The organism is Marinobacter panjinensis, from assembly GCF_005298175.1.
In the GTDB taxonomy this organism is placed as follows: Bacteria; Pseudomonadota; Gammaproteobacteria; order Pseudomonadales; family Oleiphilaceae; genus Marinobacter; species Marinobacter panjinensis.
This window is the reverse complement of sequence record NZ_SZYH01000001.1, coordinates 222558-239531: the sequence shown is the minus strand read 5'-3', so window position 1 is coordinate 239531 and position 16974 is coordinate 222558. Positions and strand designations below refer to the sequence as shown.

The 16974-nt window shown below is 57.1% G+C and carries 16 protein-coding genes and 1 pseudogene; 12 read left to right on the top strand and 5 right to left on the bottom strand.

Annotation, left to right across the window (positions count from 1 at the left end; genetic code table 11):
* Positions 1–23 precede the first annotated feature (23 nt).
* Positions 24–1712, top strand: a complete 1689-nt coding sequence (locus tag FDP08_RS01110; RefSeq protein ID WP_137434207.1) for an ABC transporter permease — start codon at positions 24–26, stop codon at positions 1710–1712.
* Positions 1713–1737: 25 nt separating this feature from the next.
* Here the strand turns inward: FDP08_RS01110 and FDP08_RS01105 are convergent, their stop codons facing one another.
* Complete coding sequence (locus FDP08_RS01105) at positions 1738–2223, bottom strand: thioesterase domain-containing protein (RefSeq protein ID WP_137434206.1); 486 nt, start codon at positions 2221–2223, stop codon at positions 1738–1740.
* 67 nt (positions 2224–2290) lie between these two features.
* The gene (locus tag FDP08_RS01100; RefSeq protein ID WP_137434205.1) at positions 2291–3958 is read right to left on the bottom strand and encodes an AMP-binding protein; all 1668 of its coding nucleotides are present in this window, start codon (positions 3956–3958) and stop codon (positions 2291–2293) included.
* Positions 3959–4265: 307 nt separating this feature from the next.
* Between FDP08_RS01100 and FDP08_RS01095 the strand changes: the two genes are divergently transcribed.
* The 3 genes from FDP08_RS01095 to FDP08_RS01085 all read left to right on the top strand — a co-directional run bounded on the left by FDP08_RS01095 (position 4266) and on the right by FDP08_RS01085 (position 7009).
* Complete coding sequence (locus FDP08_RS01095; protein WP_137434204.1) at positions 4266–5240, top strand: ABC transporter substrate-binding protein; 975 nt, start codon at positions 4266–4268, stop codon at positions 5238–5240.
* Positions 5241–5301: 61 nt separating this feature from the next.
* Positions 5302–6204 (top strand): ABC transporter permease, encoded by a 903-nt coding sequence (locus tag FDP08_RS01090; RefSeq protein ID WP_137434203.1) that lies wholly within the window; start codon positions 5302–5304, stop codon positions 6202–6204.
* Between the two features lie 10 nt (positions 6205–6214).
* Positions 6215–7009 (top strand): ABC transporter ATP-binding protein, encoded by a 795-nt coding sequence (locus FDP08_RS01085; RefSeq protein WP_137434202.1) that lies wholly within the window; start codon positions 6215–6217, stop codon positions 7007–7009.
* A 59-nt stretch (positions 7010–7068) separates the two neighbouring features.
* Here the strand turns inward: FDP08_RS01085 and FDP08_RS01080 are convergent, their stop codons facing one another.
* Positions 7069–7878: a DUF6160 family protein gene (locus FDP08_RS01080; protein ID WP_137434201.1), complete on the bottom strand. Its 810-nt coding sequence runs from the start codon at positions 7876–7878 to the stop codon at positions 7069–7071.
* 595 nt (positions 7879–8473) lie between these two features.
* Here FDP08_RS01080 and FDP08_RS01075 point away from each other — a divergent pair.
* The 7 genes from FDP08_RS01075 (at position 8474) to FDP08_RS01045 (ending at position 14749) form a co-directional block, all read left to right on the top strand.
* Complete coding sequence (locus FDP08_RS01075) at positions 8474–10612, top strand: adenosylcobalamin-dependent ribonucleoside-diphosphate reductase (protein ID WP_137434200.1); 2139 nt, start codon at positions 8474–8476, stop codon at positions 10610–10612.
* A gap of 30 nt (positions 10613–10642) precedes the next feature.
* Positions 10643–11338: a TSCPD domain-containing protein gene (locus FDP08_RS01070; protein ID WP_137434199.1), complete on the top strand. Its 696-nt coding sequence runs from the start codon at positions 10643–10645 to the stop codon at positions 11336–11338.
* Positions 11339–11586: 248 nt separating this feature from the next.
* Positions 11587–12138, top strand: a complete 552-nt coding sequence (locus FDP08_RS01065; RefSeq protein WP_206077258.1) for a hypothetical protein — start codon at positions 11587–11589, stop codon at positions 12136–12138.
* A gap of 265 nt (positions 12139–12403) precedes the next feature.
* Positions 12404–13216: a substrate-binding periplasmic protein gene (locus FDP08_RS01060; protein ID WP_137434198.1), complete on the top strand. Its 813-nt coding sequence runs from the start codon at positions 12404–12406 to the stop codon at positions 13214–13216.
* Between the two features lie 2 nt (positions 13217–13218).
* Complete coding sequence (locus tag FDP08_RS01055; protein ID WP_137434197.1) at positions 13219–13341, top strand: DUF1330 domain-containing protein; 123 nt, start codon at positions 13219–13221, stop codon at positions 13339–13341.
* 76 nt (positions 13342–13417) lie between these two features.
* Positions 13418–13903 carry an acyl-CoA thioesterase gene (locus FDP08_RS01050; RefSeq protein WP_137434196.1) on the top strand — a complete coding sequence of 162 codons (486 nt, stop codon included), beginning with the start codon at positions 13418–13420 and terminating at the stop codon, positions 13901–13903.
* A 306-nt stretch (positions 13904–14209) separates the two neighbouring features.
* A complete protein-coding gene (locus tag FDP08_RS01045; protein WP_137434195.1) occupies positions 14210–14749 on the top strand; it encodes a hypothetical protein in 540 nt (179 codons plus the stop codon).
* A 106-nt stretch (positions 14750–14855) separates the two neighbouring features.
* Here the strand turns inward: FDP08_RS01045 and FDP08_RS01040 are convergent.
* A pseudogene (locus tag FDP08_RS01040) lies at positions 14856–15059 on the bottom strand (putative PEP-binding protein); the annotation flags it as partial.
* A 194-nt stretch (positions 15060–15253) separates the two neighbouring features.
* Between FDP08_RS01040 and FDP08_RS01035 the strand changes: the two are divergent.
* Positions 15254–16000 carry an SDR family oxidoreductase gene (locus FDP08_RS01035; RefSeq protein ID WP_137434194.1) on the top strand — a complete coding sequence of 249 codons (747 nt, stop codon included), beginning with the start codon at positions 15254–15256 and terminating at the stop codon, positions 15998–16000.
* 93 nt (positions 16001–16093) lie between these two features.
* Here FDP08_RS01035 and FDP08_RS01030 read toward each other — a convergent pair whose 3' ends face one another.
* Complete coding sequence (locus FDP08_RS01030; protein WP_137434193.1) at positions 16094–16963, bottom strand: pentapeptide repeat-containing protein; 870 nt, start codon at positions 16961–16963, stop codon at positions 16094–16096.
* Positions 16964–16974: the final 11 nt, after the last annotated feature.

Below are 16974 nucleotides of genomic sequence, written 5' to 3'. Positions count from 1 at the left end.
CGACATGAACCCCAAGGGAACCTATGACCGAGGCCATTACCGCTGAGCAGACCGGAGCAGACAGTCCCCTGCTGGCCAGGCGGACCTCGAAACGCTGGCTGATTACGGCAGCGCTCACCACGGCAATCGTGGTGCTTCCGGTTCTGTCAGTGATTATCCTCGCCCTGTTTCCCGAAGAAAACATCTGGCCCCACCTGCTGGATACCACCCTGCCCCGCTACCTGAGCACCACCCTCCAGCTCATGGCCGGCGTTGCCGTGATTACGCTGACCATCGGCCTTGCCACCGCCTGGGCGGTCACCATGTGCGAGTTCCCCGGGCGCAAGTTCTTCGAGTGGGCCATGCTGCTGCCCTTTGCAGTACCGGCTTACGTTATCGCTTATGTATACACCAGCCTGCTGGATTACGCCGGGCCGGTTCAGACCAGCTTGCGGGAATGGTTTGGCTGGCGTAACGCCACCGATTACTGGTTCCCGGAAATACGCAGCCTGGAAGGCGCCACGCTGATGATCGGCCTGGTGCTGTACCCCTACGTGTACCTGCTGGCACGGGCGGCATTTCTCGAGCAGTCGCCTTCACTGTTTGCTGTCAGCCGCAGCCTCGGCCACTCGGCACTGAGCACCTTCTTCAGAGTGGTACTGCCCATCGCACGCCCGGCCGTTGCCGTCGGCCTGTCGCTGGTACTGATGGAAACACTGAACGATTTCGGTACCGTTGATTTCTTCGCCGTCCAGACCCTCACCGCCGGCCTGTTCGACACCTGGATGAACCTGGGCAACCTGGGCGGTGCGGCACAGATTGCCACTACCATGTTGGCCTTTGTGGTCATCCTGGTCACCCTTGAACGATACTCCCGCCGCAAGCAGCAACAGTTTGCAGCGCGGGACAACCGTGACCCCATTCGCCGTTTTACCATGTCGTTTCCGCGCCAGCTGATCTGCGTAGCAGTCTGCGCCCTGCCGGTCATCTTCGGCTTTCTGTTGCCGGCCATCACCCTTGGCCAGTACGCCTGGGAGTACTTCGATGAAAGCTGGAACCCGGATTTCATTCGCAATACCCTGAACAGCCTGTTCCTGTCCGGCACCGCTGCGCTGACAACGCTGGTTATCGGCGTCACCCTGGCCTACAGCCGCCGGCTCCACAATACCCGTGGCATGCAGATCATGATGCGGCTCTCCAGCCTGGGTTATGCCATGCCTGGCGCCGTACTTGCGGTGGGGGTGATCGTGCCCCTGGCGGCGTTTGATAACCAGGTCGACAGCGTTATGAGGGACACTTTTGGCTTCAGCAGCGGGCTGCTGCTCAGTGGTTCCGCCTTTGCCCTGGTGTTTGCCTACACCGTGCGTTTCCTGGCGGTATCGGCAGGCAGTGTGGAAAGCGCCCTGCAGAAGATCACTCCCAGCATGGACATGGCGTCCAGGTCGCTGGGGCACACCCCCGGGCAAACCCTGGTAAAGGTGCACCTGCCCATGCTCAGGGGCACCCTGATTACCGCTGCTCTGGTGGTGTTTGTGGATGTCATGAAGGAGCTGCCGGCGACGTTGATTCTGCGGCCGTTCAACTTTGAGACACTGGCCACCTACGTGTACCAGTTCGCCTCGGACGAACAACTGGCGCACAGCGCCCTGCCGGCGCTGATTATTGTGCTGGCCGGTATCGTACCGATTATTCTGATGAGCAAGTCCATCTCCGGCACCCGCAGCATCAGCTGATGCTGCCTAGCAGGCTGACCCCTTGCTAGATGACCGCCCTGGAATGGGCGCCCTGAACTACAAATCGGCCCTGGAACACGGCTACCGGCTCGCTGACGGGCTCTCTTGAAGGTTCGCCACAATAGACTTCCGCAATCAGAGACAACCGCCCCTTGCCGTGTCGTGCCAGGCTCTTGCGGAATCGGTCGGGAATTTCGCCGCCGGGAAGGCGGCAGAGGGCATAGAAGTCACCGTCAACCGGTTCGATGTGCTCGATTTCGCCAACCTGTATCACCACATTGCCGGCCAATCCCAGGTCAGCCAAAACAAGCTCAACCAGGCCCCAGGCTGAAATCACCGCGACCGAATAGACGCTGCCGCCAAATCCGGTCCCCTGGTGATTATGATTGGGTTCCAGGGGAGCACGGACCAGCAAGGCGCGGCCGTCATAGGAAAGCAATTCCACACCCAGGGCTTCCGAGAGCGGAATCATGCTGTGAATGCGTTTCTGAAACCGGGCTAGCTGAGTCATATTCCCTCCTGAATATGACCTCATTTTATGCCCGTTTCAGCGCTTTCCCTATGCGACTTACGTCGGTTTACTGCCAGATAACAGGTTGGCGCTTGGCGTACCAGCTATCGACCTTTTCCCCGTAGGCATCCTCAACCACATTACGCTTGAGCTTCAACGTCGGAGTCAGGAAGCTGTTCTCGATGGACCACTCGTCACTGACCACCGTAATAAACGCCAGCTGCTCGTGGGGGTCCACCGTCTTGTTCACATCGGTGATCAGCTTCTTGAAGCTTTCCTCGATTTCCCGGCGGAACGCCTCGTCAGCCATCTTCGGGCGAATTTCCTCGCCCAGCATCACCAGCGCGTGGGGCTGGGTCTGGTTGGCACCGGAGACACACACCATCTCGATAGCTTCGTGGGACATCAGGCGGTTCTCGATCGGCGCCGGGGCGATGTACTTGCCCTTGCTGGTCTTGAAGATTTCCTTGATGCGTCCGGTTATTTTCAGGCGGCCCATCTCGTCCAGTTCGCCTTTGTCACCGGTTTTCAGGAAGCCATCCTCGGTAAACGCTTCGCGGGTTTTTTCTTCATCCTTGTAATAACCCATCATGGTCGCCGGGCTCTTGACCAGAATTTCGCCTTCATCGCTGATCTTCACCTCCACCCCGGGCAGGGCTTCACCCACATAACCGGTGCGCGAACGGCCCGGCTTGTTCATGTGGGAATAGGCAAAGTTCTCGGACATGCCGTAGCCTTCCAGCAACTCCAGGCCCAGGTTGCGGTACCAGTCCAGCACATCATGGGACAACGGCGCGGAACCACTGCCGGCCAGCTTGACCTTGCTCAGGCCAAGGCCCTTGAGCACCTTCTTCTTGATCAGCCTGTTCAGCAGGGGCACCTTGAGCAGCTTGTCCAGCTTCTCTTTGGGCAGCTTCTGCAGCACCCCATGCTGGAACTTCACCCACAGGCGCGGAACAGAGAGGAACAGCGTGGGCTGTGCTCGCTGCAGGTCCTGCACAAAGGTATCGAGAGACTCGGCGAAGTAGAGCTGGAACCCGGCATACAGGGAAGCCAGTTCCACAAAGGTACGCTCAAAGACGTGAGCGAGCGGCAGATAGGAAAGCATGCGCTCGTCAGAACCAACCTTCAGCACTTCCATGCCGCCTTCGGCAGCAAAGGCCATGTTGCCGAAACTCAGCATGACACCCTTCGGGCGCCCCGTGCTGCCGGAGGTGTACACAATGGTGGCCAGCTCATCAGCATCACGGCGGGTGTTTTCTTCCAGCGGCGGGAACTTGCCTACAATGTCGTCCCAGGTTTCAAAATCATTGGGCGGGCTCAGCGGGTAAGACACGCAACGCACGCTCTCCGGCACGCCGGACTTCATCATGTCCCAGTCGTCCAGCTTGCCGACGAACAGAACCTCACATTCACTGTGATTGAGAATGTAGTTCACGGTATCCGCGTTCAGCGTGGGATACAGCGGTACGGAAATATGGCCGGCCATCCAGATGGCCCAGTCCGACATAATCCACTGGGCACAGTTCTTGGAGATAATCCCCACCCGGCTCTTCTCCGGCAGGTTCAGGGATTTGAGGTACGACGCCATTCGGCGGGCTTCGTCCACGGCGCGTTTCCAGGTGTATTCAACAACTTTGCCGTCGCCGATTGGCTGTGTCATGTAAAGGGTGTCCGCCTTGGCGGTTTCCCAGTGATAGAGCATATCCAGGGGGAGTTTGTTAGTGGTGTCCATGAACCTTCCTTGCAGTGTGTTATTCGAATTATCGGGTTATTCTTGTAAGGGATTTTGCGTATTCGACTTTAGTAGCCTATTTCAACACAACATTACCCGTCAAAACGTGATGTAAATAAAACTATTCCCCATCAAACCTATTCTAACTTCAGGTTATCCCCCTGAAATTGACCAATAAGGTACCTTCCCTTACCCCGCAAGCCAATAGCCTGTGATAAACTCCCGCCCCGTTATTAAACGGGCGTTCGACACTCGGATAACACTCAGGTCGCGCCACACATTTTGAACTGACTCGAGAGACCGGCTTATGGCCAACAGAATTCTGCGCACGCTGCTGGGTACGGCCCTGCTGGCACTGGCTACTATGGCCCAGGCGGATGACCAACGTGTGGTTGCCATCACCCAGATTGTAGAGCACCCGGCGCTGGACGCGGTGTACCAGGGAGTCAGGGACGAGCTGGAAGAGAAGGGATACAAAGACGGCGACAATCTGCGCATCATGCACGAAAGCGCCCAGGGCAACTCCGCGATCGCCTCACAGATTGCCCGCAAGTTTGTAGGGGAAGGCCCCGACGTGATCGTTGCCATTGCCACCCCGTCCGCGCAGACCATGGCCGCTGCTGCCCGCAAGACCCCGGTGGTGTTCTCGGCAGTCACCGACCCCGTAGGCGCGAAACTGGTCAAAAGCCTGAAGGCCCCCGGCGCCAACATTACCGGCGTAACCGACATGCTGCCTATCGAAAGCCACCTGGACCTGCTCGAACGGGTGGTTCCGGATGCCAAGCGCATCGGTACTGTCTACAACCCCGGTGAAGCCAACGCCGTAGCACTGGTGGAGCTGCTGGAAGAACGCCTGGCCGCCCGCGGCATGGAACTGGTGAAAGCCGCCGCTACCAAGACCTCCGAAGTGCTTGGTGCCGCCCGCTCCCTGGTCGGCAAGGCAGACGCCATCTACCTGACCACCGACAACACCGTGATCAGCGCCGTAGAAGCGGTGATTTCAGTCGGCGAGCGCGCCAGCATCCCGGTATTCGCTGCAGACACGGCGACCGTTGGCCGCGGTGCCGTTGCCGCCCTCGGGTTCGACTACTACGACCACGGCCGCCAGACCGGCGCCATGGTTGCCCGCATCCTTGAAGGCGCCAACCCCGGCGACATGGACGTGGAATCGGTCGACACTCTGGAACTGTTCGTGAATCCCGCTGCTGCAGAACGTATGGGCATTACCCTGTCCGACGACCTGATCAGCGACGCGAAAGAAGTCGTAAACAGCGACCAATAACACACTGTTCACGGGCGGCCTCACAAGGGCTGCCCGTTTTCATTTACGGTGAACCTTCCCCATGCTTAGCAATATTGCGTTCTACGGCGCCATTGAAACCGGCCTTATCTACGGCCTGGTCGCCTTCGGTATCTACATCTCCTTTCGCGTGCTCGATTTCCCGGACCTGACGGTGGACGGCAGCTTTCCCCTGGGTGCTGCTGTTGCTGCAGTCCTTATCATCGAGGGCGTGAACCCCTGGCTGGCCACCGGCGCTGCAGTGATTGCCGGCATGGGCGCCGGTGCCGTGACGGCACTACTCAACGTCAAGCTCAACATCCTCAACCTGTTGGCCTCTATCCTCACCATGATTGCGCTCTATTCGGTGAACCTGCGGATTATGGGCCGGCCCAACATTGCCCTGTTGACCGAAGAAACGGTGCTCACCCCCTGGTACAACCTGGACCTGGAATACCACCAGGTGCCTGTGCTGCTGTTTACCCTGGTGGTTCTGGTGGGCCTGGTATTACTGTGGCGCTTCATGAAATCCGAGACCGGCCTGGCCATGCGCGCCACCGGTGCCAACCCGAGAATGGCCCGGGCCCAGGGTATCGCCACCGGCGCCATGATCGTGCTGGGTGTGGCCCTGTCCAACGGCCTCGTCGGCCTGGCAGGGGCTCTGTTCGCCCAGAGCCAGGGCGCGGCAGACGTCACCATGGGGGTGGGGGTGATCGTGATTGGCCTGGCCTCGCTGATCGGTGGTGAAGCCGTACTGACACCCTCCAGCGTTGTCCGGGCCCTGATCGCCTGCGTGATCGGCGCCATCATTTACCGGCTGGCCATTGCCCTGGCACTTAATGCGGACTTCCTGGGCCTGCAGGCCCAGGACCTGAACCTCATTACCGCGGTACTGGTCACCCTGGCCATTGTGCTACCCGGTGTTCGCTCGTCCGTTGTCGCGCGGTTTACCCGCAACAAGGCCTGAAGGGGGACTCATGATTACAGCAACCGATCTGAAACTGACCTTCGGCAAGGGAACGCCCCTTGAAAACCCCGCCCTGCGCGGCATGAGCCTGACGGTTCACCAGGGTGAATTTGTCACCGTTATTGGCAGCAATGGCGCTGGCAAATCCACATTCCTTAACGCCCTCGCCGGCGAAGTGATGGTCGACAGCGGCAAGATCATCGTCGACAACCAGGACGTCACCAAGCTGCCCACCTATAAACGGGCGGGCAGTGTGGCGCGGGTCTTTCAGGATCCCCTCGCCGGTACCTGCGAAGGCCTGACCATCGAGGAAAACCTGTCACTGGCCATCAAACGTGGCCAACGGCGCGGGTTGAGTGCCGCGGTCAAAGCCCGCTACCTGGACCAGTTCAAAACCAGCCTGGCCTCACTCAACCTGGGCCTGGAAAACCGCCTGGGCGACAAGATGGGCCTGCTCTCCGGCGGCCAGCGCCAGGCCGTAAGCCTGCTGATGGCCAGCCTGACGCCCTCCGCCATCCTGCTGCTGGACGAACACACCGCCGCGCTGGACCCGAAAACCGCGGCCTTCGTGCTGGCACTGACCACCCAGATCATCAAGGAGCAGAAGCTCACCGCACTGATGGTCACCCACAGCATGAAACAGGCGCTGGAAGTCGGCGACCGCACGGTAATGCTGCATCAGGGCCAGGTGGTGTTCGATATTGCCGGCAAAGACCGCGAAGGGCTGGAAGTGAAAGATCTGCTGGAGCTGTTCGAGAAGCAGCGCGGGCTTGAAATTACTGACGACAGCCTACTGCTGGGCTGATCCCGCAATCTGTCACAGGATCTGCGGGGCATACCATCTGCCCCGCAGATAACTGGCCATTAGTGGCCGTATATCCGCATCTGAGTATTAGTGATCGCCAGGTCATCAATGAAGATCTGGCCGATGGAAGCCTGCCCCACAATCACCTCCTGCATCCCGATATCCGCCGCAAAGCTGGGCATATCGATCGCCAGCGACGAGCCGCCGTCTGCACTCATCCCGTGGTAGATATAAAGATCCACCTCGGCAAACAGGTCCAGCACACTCGGGAAGGTTTTGTCGTAGTCCGCGCCGGTCAGAGAGAGTCCACGAACGCCAATCGCCGCAAAGGGCACATCGAAGTCCATCACTTCAATGGCGAACGCCGAACGCAGCCGCATAACGTCGGTGTCTGTGTCTACATGAATTGAACCACGGCCCATAACACCTTCAATGAACAGGTTGTCCATCAGGGCAGTGTTCTGGCCACTCTGGCCCCACAACTCCCACGCACCGGAGGTGATGCGGAAATCGACAGCATTAAAGTATTGGGGCTGGATATTGATCGCGGCATCACCGTCGGCAAGAACGTCAATGTCGATGCGTATATTATCCAGCAGGTCGTTTGCATCCGGCCCACCCAGGCCATTGAAGCCAAAGAAGTCAGTGCGCTCGGCACCACCAATACTGATATCACTGACAGTCAGCGACCCTTCATCGGTATAGATGAAGCGGTCAATATTGATTTTGGTTTCCAGCTCAATGGACACACCGGATTGACCGGTAATATTCCCCATCGTGCTGTCATCCAGCATGACTATGTCTGCCATTGCGGCAGCAGGCAACCCTGCGACGCCCAGCGCTAGCAGTGTTCGTTTCAGGCCTTTCATTATTATGTTCCTTTTTAGTAGTTGTCCTTCCTGTGGGCCACTACCACACACGACTCCACATCACTACTTTAACGACAGGTATAAAACGGGTACGTGCACCGGTCACATTTAACTGACTTCATGAACTTTTTTTCAGGTTTTCCCTGCACAGTTTTTAACCACAACATCTAGTGGTTTCTCGCAACCCCCTTCAATATCGCGTTTTGACAGGCCTTTCCCGATTTTCAAGCATTCCTTCATTGATTTTCTTACGCTATCAGCCACGTTCTATAGTTGTCTTCTTATTCACAGAACACTATATCCTGTTATACTCGATCCATAATCACCCATATATAGGGTTTCTCTCGAGTACCGCTCACAAGAGAACCGTAAGCGGAGAGACCACGAAAACCGGGTGACCCTCTTTCCTGAAACCCCGCTATTACGCCCTTTCCGGTGCGGATAGCGGGCAAGAAAAACACCAGATCTAGTGTTTGAACGGATCTGAAGCACAACAGCCTTCCAGGCTGCGCACATTTTAGCGACACACATGGGGTATGGCCGGCTGCGGCTCGCAGCGGCCACCGAAAGACATAACGGACATTCGAGGGCAGTAATGAACGCTAAAGCACAGGCAGTGATAACAAAAATTCCAATGCAGGAAGCTTCGCTGGACATCTGGAACAGCAAGTACCAACTCAAAACCAAGACCGGTGAGCCGGTCGACAAGGACATCGATGCAACCTATACCCGTGTTGCTACCGCCCTCGCCCAGGTAGAAAACAAGGCCGACCGCGCCAAGCACATGAAGGATTTTGCCTGGGCCCTTCGCCACGGTGCCATCCCGGCTGGCCGCATTACCTCCAACGCCGGCGCAGAGGCCCACAAACCGGCCACCTCCACCATTAACTGCACCGTGTCCGGCTCCGTTCAGGATTCCATGAACGACATCCTGGAGAAAAACCACGAAGCGGGCCTGACCCTGAAAGCAGGCTGCGGCATCGGCTACGAGTTTTCTACCCTGCGCCCGAAAGGTGCCTACGTCGCCGGCGCCGGTGCCACCACATCCGGCCCGCTGTCGTTCATGGATATCTTCGACCGCATGTGTTTCACCGTGTCCTCCGCCGGTGGACGCCGTGGTGCCCAGATGGCCACGTTCGACGTACACCACCCGGATGTCATCGACTTCATCCAGGCCAAGCGTGAAGACGGCCGCCTGCGCCAGTTCAACCTGTCACTGCTGATCACCGAAGACTTCATCGAAGCCGTGCGCAACAACGACGACTGGCACCTGTCTTTCCCCGTGACCGAAAAAGAAGCCGCCGACGAAGGCTTGGACCTGAACGACCCCAGCCAGTTTGTATACCGCGACTTCCCGATCCAGAAAGGCTACGTGGTCAACGACGAAGGCAAGGTGGCGTGCAAGATCTACCGCACCCTGAAAGCCCAGTTCATCTGGGACACCATCATGACCAGCACCTACGACTACGCCGAGCCAGGGTTCATCCTGATCGACAAGGTCAACCAGATGAACAACAACTGGTTCTGCGAAGACATCCGCGCCACCAATCCCTGTGGCGAGCAGCCCCTGCCCCCGTACGGCAGCTGCCTGCTGGGCTCGGTGAACCTGACCATGTTCGTCGACTACCCGTTCACCGACAAGGCCAGCTTCAACTATGAGAAGTACCGCAAGGTTGTAGGCATCTTCACCCGCATGCTGGACAACGTGGTGGAAATCAACGGCCTGCCGCTGGAAGAACAGCGCCACGAAATCACCTACAAGCGCCGCCACGGCATGGGCATCCTCGGTCTGGGTTCCACCCTCGCCATGCTGCGTATGCCTTACGGTTCTGCCGAATCCGTACAGTTCACCGAAGACGTTGTACGCGAGATGGCCATAGAAGGCTGGCGCCAGTCCCTGGCCCTGGCCGAAGAGAAAGGCCCGGCGCCGATCATGGACGACGAGTTTGAAGTAACCCCGAAGATGCTGACCAAGTGCCCGCAGCTGTCCAAAGACGGCTACAAACTCGGCGACAAGCTCAAGGGCAAGGTGCTGCACGCCAAATACAGCCGCTACATGCAGCAGATTGCCGGTGTAGAGCCGGAGCTGATCGAGCAGCTGGCCGAGAAAGGTGGTCGCTTCACACACCACACCTCCATCGCGCCCACCGGCACCATCAGCCTGTCACTGGCCAACAACGCCAGTAACGGCATCGAGCCGAGCTTCTCGCACCACTACGCGCGCAACATCATCCGCGAAGGACGCAAGACCAAGGAAAAAGTCGACGTTTTCTCCTTCGAGCTGCTGGCCTACCGCCACCTGGTCAACCCCGGTGCCATGCCCTTCTCCGAAGAAGAAGACAAGCGCCTGCCGCCCTACTTCACCACGTCTGAAGACGTGACGCCGGCGCAGCACGTGGACATCCAGGCCGCGGCGCAACTGTGGGTGGACTCGTCCATCTCCAAGACCGCCAACGTGCCGCAGGACTTTGCGTACCCGGACTTCAAAGACATCTACATGTATGCCTACGACAAGGGCCTGAAGGGTTGCACCACCTTCCGCTTCAACCCGGAAGCCTTCCAGGGCGTACTCGTCCAGGAAAAAGATCTGGAAAACACCCTGTACGAGTTCACCCTGGACGATGGCAGCAAAGTGACCCTCAAGGGCAACGAAGAAGTGGAGTACGACGGCGAAATCCACAACGCCGCCAACCTCTTCGATGCGCTTAAAGAAGGCACCTACGGCAAATATTGATCCGGTACAACCGACACAGGACACAAGACCATGACAGTTAAAATTACCAACAAAATCGTCGGCTACCGCGTCAAGAAAGCCGACCCAATAGCCAGCGAGCACCAGCCACCGGTGCAGGCGGAAACCAAGCCCGTTCAGATGAATGAATACATCGAACGGCCGGACTTCCTGCTGGGCACCACCTACAAGATCAAGCCGCCGATCGCCGAGCACGCGATGTACATCACCATCAATGACATCCTGCTCAACGAAGGCACCGACCACGAAAGCCGGCAGCCGTACGAAGTGTTCATCAACTCCAAGTCCATGGAACACTTCCAGTGGGTTATCGCCCTCACCCGCGTAATCTCTGCGGTATTCCGCAAGGGGGGCGACGTAACCTTCCTGGTGGAAGAGCTGCGCAGCGTGTACGACCCCAACGGCGGCTACTTCAAGAAAGGCGGCGTATTCATGCCCTCCCTGGTGGCTGAAATCGGCGCCGTGATCGAGAAGCACCTGAAGGCCATCGGCCTGCTGGAAAGCGAGGAAATGAGTGAAACCACCAAGCGCATCCTCGCCGAAAAGCGCGCCGAATTCGAAGCCAGCCACAGCACGGCCACCAACGACGACAAAGCCAGCGATTTCCCGCCCAACGCCACCATGTGTGGCAAGTGCAGCACCAAGGCGGTGATCGTGATGGACGGGTGTGCGACTTGTCTGTCTTGTGGCGATAGTAAGTGCGGTTAAAATGATTGACCGGTGAGTAACGAGAAGGCCTGGAGTGAAAACTTCGGGCCTTTTTGTTTGGGGATAGGAATAACACGGCCAGAAGTTGTCTTCGTTTGACCGCTTCGTGTCTCGATTAGCCGTCGCAGCTTGCCACTTGCGCTCGTGGATATCTGAACGGATGAAACTGGCCGAAACCGCTTGACACGGACATAGCACGGTAGCAGATTGGTTTTGAGGGTTAGTGATTGGCAAAAGGAGATTGACCAATGAATACGATAAGGCGTTTAGGTATCGGTTTTTCATGCGTGGTATCCCTTTTCACAGTCGCGGTTGGAACGGCCTATGGCGCGGATACCAAAGAAGAAAAAATAGAGTTGGCGATGTCGGCAGGTCCGGCACAGGTCAGCGAAAATGCAACGATCATGGACATGGACGGTACGATCCTTCGAGAGGGCTCAAATGGATGGACATGCATGCCCTCCATTTCACCGGAACTCGAAGTGCCCATGTGCAGTGACGCCACCTGGATGGCGGTGTTGGACGCGGTCGGCAACAAAGCCCCGTTCGAGACGACCAAAGTCGGGATCTCCTATATGCTGGGCGGAGATGCTCCCACGAATAATGAGGATCCCTTCGATACCACCCAGGACCCGGGTGAGTCGTGGGTAACAGAAGGGCCTCACCTGATGATTATCGCGCCACATCCCGAGGAGACGCTGGAGGGAATGTCCAACGATCCGAACGTGGGTGGCCCCTACATCATGTGGAAGAACACTCCGTACGCCCATATCATGGTTCCGCTTGGACCGCGCGAATAGCCGCGACCAGGACGAATGAGCTGCCCCTCCGGGCGGCTCTTGCTGCAGGCCATGGTTCCTCTGCGCGGGAAGGGGATACCTTGGTCTACTCCAAAACCCGCCGTCTCGGTCAAGGAGCAGACCGCTGCTTTTCTGGAGAAAGCTCACGCCGGAAAGTTTGTGTTGGTACCGCCACGGTAAAACGCCGTGCAAATGAAAAAACCGGATTGCAATCGGCCTGCGTACGCTAAGCTAAAGGCAACAGCTGACAGAAAGAATTACAAATATGAAGGCACACCGGTGGTGTCTGCTGCTTTTTGGATGGGTGAGCCTGGCTTTCTCTCCGTCAATCCTTCTGGCTGAGACAATTCGCTTTGCGACGATCGAGTATTGCCCGTTTACTTGCAACCCCTCAAAGGCGGGCGGCAAGGAAGGGTTTATGACAGACGTCGTCCGGGAAGCGTTTGACGGAGCCGGATACACGCTTGAGATTCACGCACTTCCCTACGCGCGTGCCGTGAAATCCGTCCGCGCCGGCAACTTCGACGGCATTATTGTGGCTGGCAAAGACTACGCACCGGATCTGGTGTATCCCGACCAGCCAACCGTGGTTCAACGGGTGGCGTTTCTCGTTAACAAAGACGAATCTTGGCGATACACAGGCGTGGATTCCCTGACCAATGTGAAGGTAGGGATTGTCAAAGGTTTTCACTACGTCGACCCTGGTCTCATCGCCTATCTCGCAGAAGAGCAGGACAACGACTCCCGGGTGCATGTCGTGCATGGTGAAAACACAACCGCAAGAGGTTTGCGCATGCTTCAGAGCAACCGCATCACCACCTTTCTGGAGGGTGAGTATTCGGCCCTCTATGAGCTCAACCGGATGGGGATCAGCGACACCATGGTGATCGCCGGCCATACCACCGAAGCGTTCGAAGACTATACCGGCTTCAGCCCTCAGAACCCGAATGCCGCCCGGTATGCTCGAATTCTGTCTGATACCCTTACAGAGATGAAACAGTCCGGAGAACTGGCGGAGATTCTGAAGCGATATGGAATTGCCGCAGAGCTGGTCGTTTCAAAAATCAAGAGACACTAGCTGTGGCAGATATCGGTTCGGACTACGTGGTCAGATGGCACAATTCCCCGGCTTACCAGGAACTGGTTCCTCTGCGCATCAAGGCCGCAGATGTGGATTTGATCAGTTACGAGGCCGATGGTTAAACCGCATCGTCAACCAGTTTTACGCCGCCGCATCTTTTGCGCATATACTGAATGGTCAAATAAAAACGAGAGCATTATGGAACTCGAATCTACAACACTCACCATGACCATTTTGATGACGCCGGATAAGTCCAACTTTTCTGGCAACGTGCACGGAGGCACCTTGCTTAAGTGTCTGGATGAAGTGGCCTATGCGTGCGCCAGCCGTTACGCAGGTACCTATGTGGTCACTCTATCCGTGGACCAGGTGATGTTTCTTCAACCCATTCATGTCGGTGAATTGGTTACCTTTCTGGCCAGCGTTAACTACACAGGGCGCACCTCGATGGAGGTGGGCATTAAAGTGATCACGGAAAACATCCGTGAAAAGCTGGTCAGACATACCAACAGTTGCTTTTTCACTATGGTAGCTGTTGATGAAAACGGAAATTCCGTTGAAGTGCCTAAACTGAAACCAGGCACTGATGAGCAAATCAGGCGCTTTGCTAACGGCCAGCAGCGTCGTGCGATTCGAGTTGAGTTAGAGGAACGTTATAAGGCTCTTCACCGCTCAAAAGCGTAGCCGCGTCACTTTAACCTCACCACGCAGCCGATCGACCGTTTCCTGATCGAACAGCTCGGTCCCCGGCTGCATCACCCGTCGCACGGCTTCCGCGTACAAGTCTGTCGGTAAACTCCGCTGTAACGAACCGGTGATGATCCCCAGCGCATCGAGCTGGTGACGCAGGAAGCGTCCGATTTCGCCGCCGCCAATCAGGGGGAGAATGAAAATTTCATAGTAACGATGATGTCGATTTAACCTAAAATATATTAAGCAGTATCTGTCTTTTTCGATACCGGGCCACGGAGTTCAAGGGAAGGTATGACTATGGATATTGACCGTTTCATTGCTGACTGCATTGCTGCCAGCCAGGAGACCGATGCTCAAGCCGCCATCAACGACGTCCTTGCCCGTGCAGTCTCTGAACCCGCGGCGGTACTGGCCGCGCTGGGCGAACCGGACAAGGCAGGCCTCAACGTATTGCTGAGCTCACCCACGCTGACAATATTCGCTGCCACCTGGACGCCGCAGATGAATCTCATGCCACATAATCATCTGATGTGGGCCAACATCGGCATTTACACGGGCCGCGAGGACAATATTTTTTGGAAAAGGACGCCTGAGGGAATCAAGGCGTTCGGTGCGGAAGCCTTGTTTGCAAAAGACACCACAATGCTACGTGAAGACGCAGTGCATTCGGTGACCAATCCGTTGCAGCGCTTTACGGGGGGCATTCACATCTATGGCGGTGACTTTTTTGATACCCGACGGAGCCAATGGAACCCGGAAACACTTGAAGAAGAGCCCTCTGATGGGGCCAGGATTCGTGACATTTTCCAACGCGAAAACGAAAGGCTGGGCCTGTAAGTCACAGGAGATTCTGCCGGCCCAGATGCGAAAAGTGGCGGTTTTTTGAAAGCATCGACCATCACGTTCTCCCGAATATTTTCAGGCGCGCTTCCACTTCAAGGTCGCTGTCACGGTCCACGCCAAGTGTGAGCTGGGTGAGATCATTGGATCCGATAGAAAAGCCATCAAAGCGCTGGGCAAACTGATCGATCAGGATGACGTTGGTCAGTCCCATCTCCTCGCGTACCCGTTTCATGGCCCGGCATTCCAGCCGAAAGCCCTCTTCATAGGCGGGGTGGGCGTAGCGGGAGGCGCCCCGGAAGCCGATCCGGGCTCGTATTGGCTGCACATCGTTGCCACCAGGGGCCAACGACTCACGTAGCCAACCAATCACCTTTTATCCAATATAGCCTCAGCCGCAGGCACAAAAAACCCGGACAGATCTATTTTCCCATCAACTCCGATAGCATCCAATCATGTTAGTCTGATCACCAATTACCCTGACGGATCAAGGCATAAACGATGCGAAAGAACATTCTGATTACCGGTGCAAGTACTGGTCTCGGTGAAGGTATGGCGCGCGCGTGGGCCGCCAAGGGCTGCAATCTGGCTCTCTGCGCGCGGCGGGCCGATAAGCTGGAGGCGCTGCAGCGGGAATTACAGCAGGCCAACCCTGGTATCAGGGTTCTCGTTCGAGGCCTGGACGTGTGCGATTACGACCAGGTGTTCGAGGTGTTCCGGGGCTTCCGGGATGAACTGGGCAGTCTTGACCGGGTGGTGGTTAACGCCGGCATTGGCAGCTCCCAACCGATCGGGCGAGGACACTTTACCGCCAACCGCCAAACCGCCGAAACCAACTTTGTGGCCGCCATTGCCCAGAGCGAGGCGGCCATGGAGATTTTCAGGGAGCAGAACAGCGGCCATCTGGTATTGATGTCTTCGGTCAGCGGCGTGCGAGGCTTCCGAGGACCCCTGAACGTCTACGCCGCCACCAAAGCCGCCGTGGCCTCATTGGCCGAAGGCCTGCAATTGGATACCAAGGGCAAACCCATCAACGTCAGCAACATTCTACCCGGCTATATTCTCACGGATATTAATCGGGATGCCAAGAATGCACCCTTCCGCGTGGACCTCGACACCGGCGTCAAGGCACTGGTGAAGGCCATTGAATCGGAAAAGCGCCGCTCCTATGTGCCCTGGTGGCCCTGGACACCGCTGAGCTACGTGTTGAAGTCTCTACCCTTCGGGATATTTTCGAGGGTCATGTAACCGGTTCGTAGAACGGGACAATTCACTGCTGGTATAGAACGATCAAAAGTGCTGAAAGGCCAATGTCCCAAATTTTGCAGGTTGGTCTTTCGTTCATCTGAAGATCGCCTGAATTTCCTTGGGCTCGATGTCCAGCCACACGGCTGGGCGGCCGATCGCCCGGCTCAAGTCCACACCGGTCAGATTGACATTGGCCCATTTCGAGCCGCCAAGCTTGGTGTTGCTGAACGTTGCTCCGTCAAACCTGGCCTGTTTCTCGCCCCAGACGACAAGGCCGCTCAGATCTCCATTGTTAAAATTCGTTCCCCGGCAGTCGCAGCCCGAGAGAAAGGCCGACTTGAAGCTCGAATGCCCAGCGTTGAAGTTAGAGAGATCCAGTAAGGCGAGGTTCATATAGCTAAAGTCTATGTTGCCAATCCGCACTTCAACCGGCGTGGGTGCGGCATCCCGGATTGTATCCAGTGCCTCCAGCGCGGCGACGATACTGAGGGGCCGTGACATCCGCGGGTCCGGCTCGAACTGGTTGCCATATTCATCCTTTCGCAGATAGGGTAGCCCGAAGTCATCTTTGGCATGTCGCCGTTCGCCCACGGCCTGCCGCAAATAGCGGACTAAAATATCGATGGCGTCCTCGTGGTAGCCCGGAGGCGCACCCTCACCGGAGCCTTGTTTGAGAGCCCGGATAAGGTCGATCCGCAGATTAATGGGGGTTTCGGTATTCGCGAGCATGCGATCCGCCTGAACGATAAGTTCACGGGGGTCGGTGGCAATCTCCGTTGAAACAACCGTCCCTGCCCCGTTGTCTTCCCTGCCCCACTGCTGGGCGAGTGGGATAATCACTTGGATCACACCGAACACCCCACCGATGAGAGAAGCCATGATCGCGGCGACCACCGCCGGATTTTGCCAGATCGTCGGTTTTCTTTCCGGTTTCCCACCGTCTTGCCGGCTTCCGCTGGACATTGGGGCTGACT

Bases quoted from the DNA above. Each gene is read 5' to 3' on its own strand.
- FDP08_RS01110 (WP_137434207.1), top strand. From the start codon at position 24: ATGACCGAGGCCATTACCGCTGAGCAGACCGGAGCAGACAGTCCCCTG.
- FDP08_RS01105 (WP_137434206.1), bottom strand. From the start codon at position 2,223: ATGACTCAGCTAGCCCGGTTTCAGAAACGCATTCACAGCATGATTCCG.
- FDP08_RS01100 (WP_137434205.1), bottom strand. From the start codon at position 3,958: ATGGACACCACTAACAAACTCCCCCTGGATATGCTCTATCACTGGGAA.
- FDP08_RS01095 (WP_137434204.1), top strand. From the start codon at position 4,266: ATGGCCAACAGAATTCTGCGCACGCTGCTGGGTACGGCCCTGCTGGCA.
- FDP08_RS01090 (WP_137434203.1), top strand. From the start codon at position 5,302: ATGCTTAGCAATATTGCGTTCTACGGCGCCATTGAAACCGGCCTTATC.
- FDP08_RS01085 (WP_137434202.1), top strand. From the start codon at position 6,215: ATGATTACAGCAACCGATCTGAAACTGACCTTCGGCAAGGGAACGCCC.
- FDP08_RS01080 (WP_137434201.1), bottom strand. From the start codon at position 7,878: ATGAAAGGCCTGAAACGAACACTGCTAGCGCTGGGCGTCGCAGGGTTG.
- FDP08_RS01075 (WP_137434200.1), top strand. From the start codon at position 8,474: ATGAACGCTAAAGCACAGGCAGTGATAACAAAAATTCCAATGCAGGAA.
- FDP08_RS01070 (WP_137434199.1), top strand. From the start codon at position 10,643: ATGACAGTTAAAATTACCAACAAAATCGTCGGCTACCGCGTCAAGAAA.
- FDP08_RS01065 (WP_206077258.1), top strand. From the start codon at position 11,587: ATGAATACGATAAGGCGTTTAGGTATCGGTTTTTCATGCGTGGTATCC.
- FDP08_RS01060 (WP_137434198.1), top strand. From the start codon at position 12,404: ATGAAGGCACACCGGTGGTGTCTGCTGCTTTTTGGATGGGTGAGCCTG.
- FDP08_RS01050 (WP_137434196.1), top strand. From the start codon at position 13,418: ATGGAACTCGAATCTACAACACTCACCATGACCATTTTGATGACGCCG.
- FDP08_RS01045 (WP_137434195.1), top strand. From the start codon at position 14,210: ATGGATATTGACCGTTTCATTGCTGACTGCATTGCTGCCAGCCAGGAG.
- FDP08_RS01035 (WP_137434194.1), top strand. From the start codon at position 15,254: ATGCGAAAGAACATTCTGATTACCGGTGCAAGTACTGGTCTCGGTGAA.
- FDP08_RS01030 (WP_137434193.1), bottom strand. From the start codon at position 16,963: ATGTCCAGCGGAAGCCGGCAAGACGGTGGGAAACCGGAAAGAAAACCG.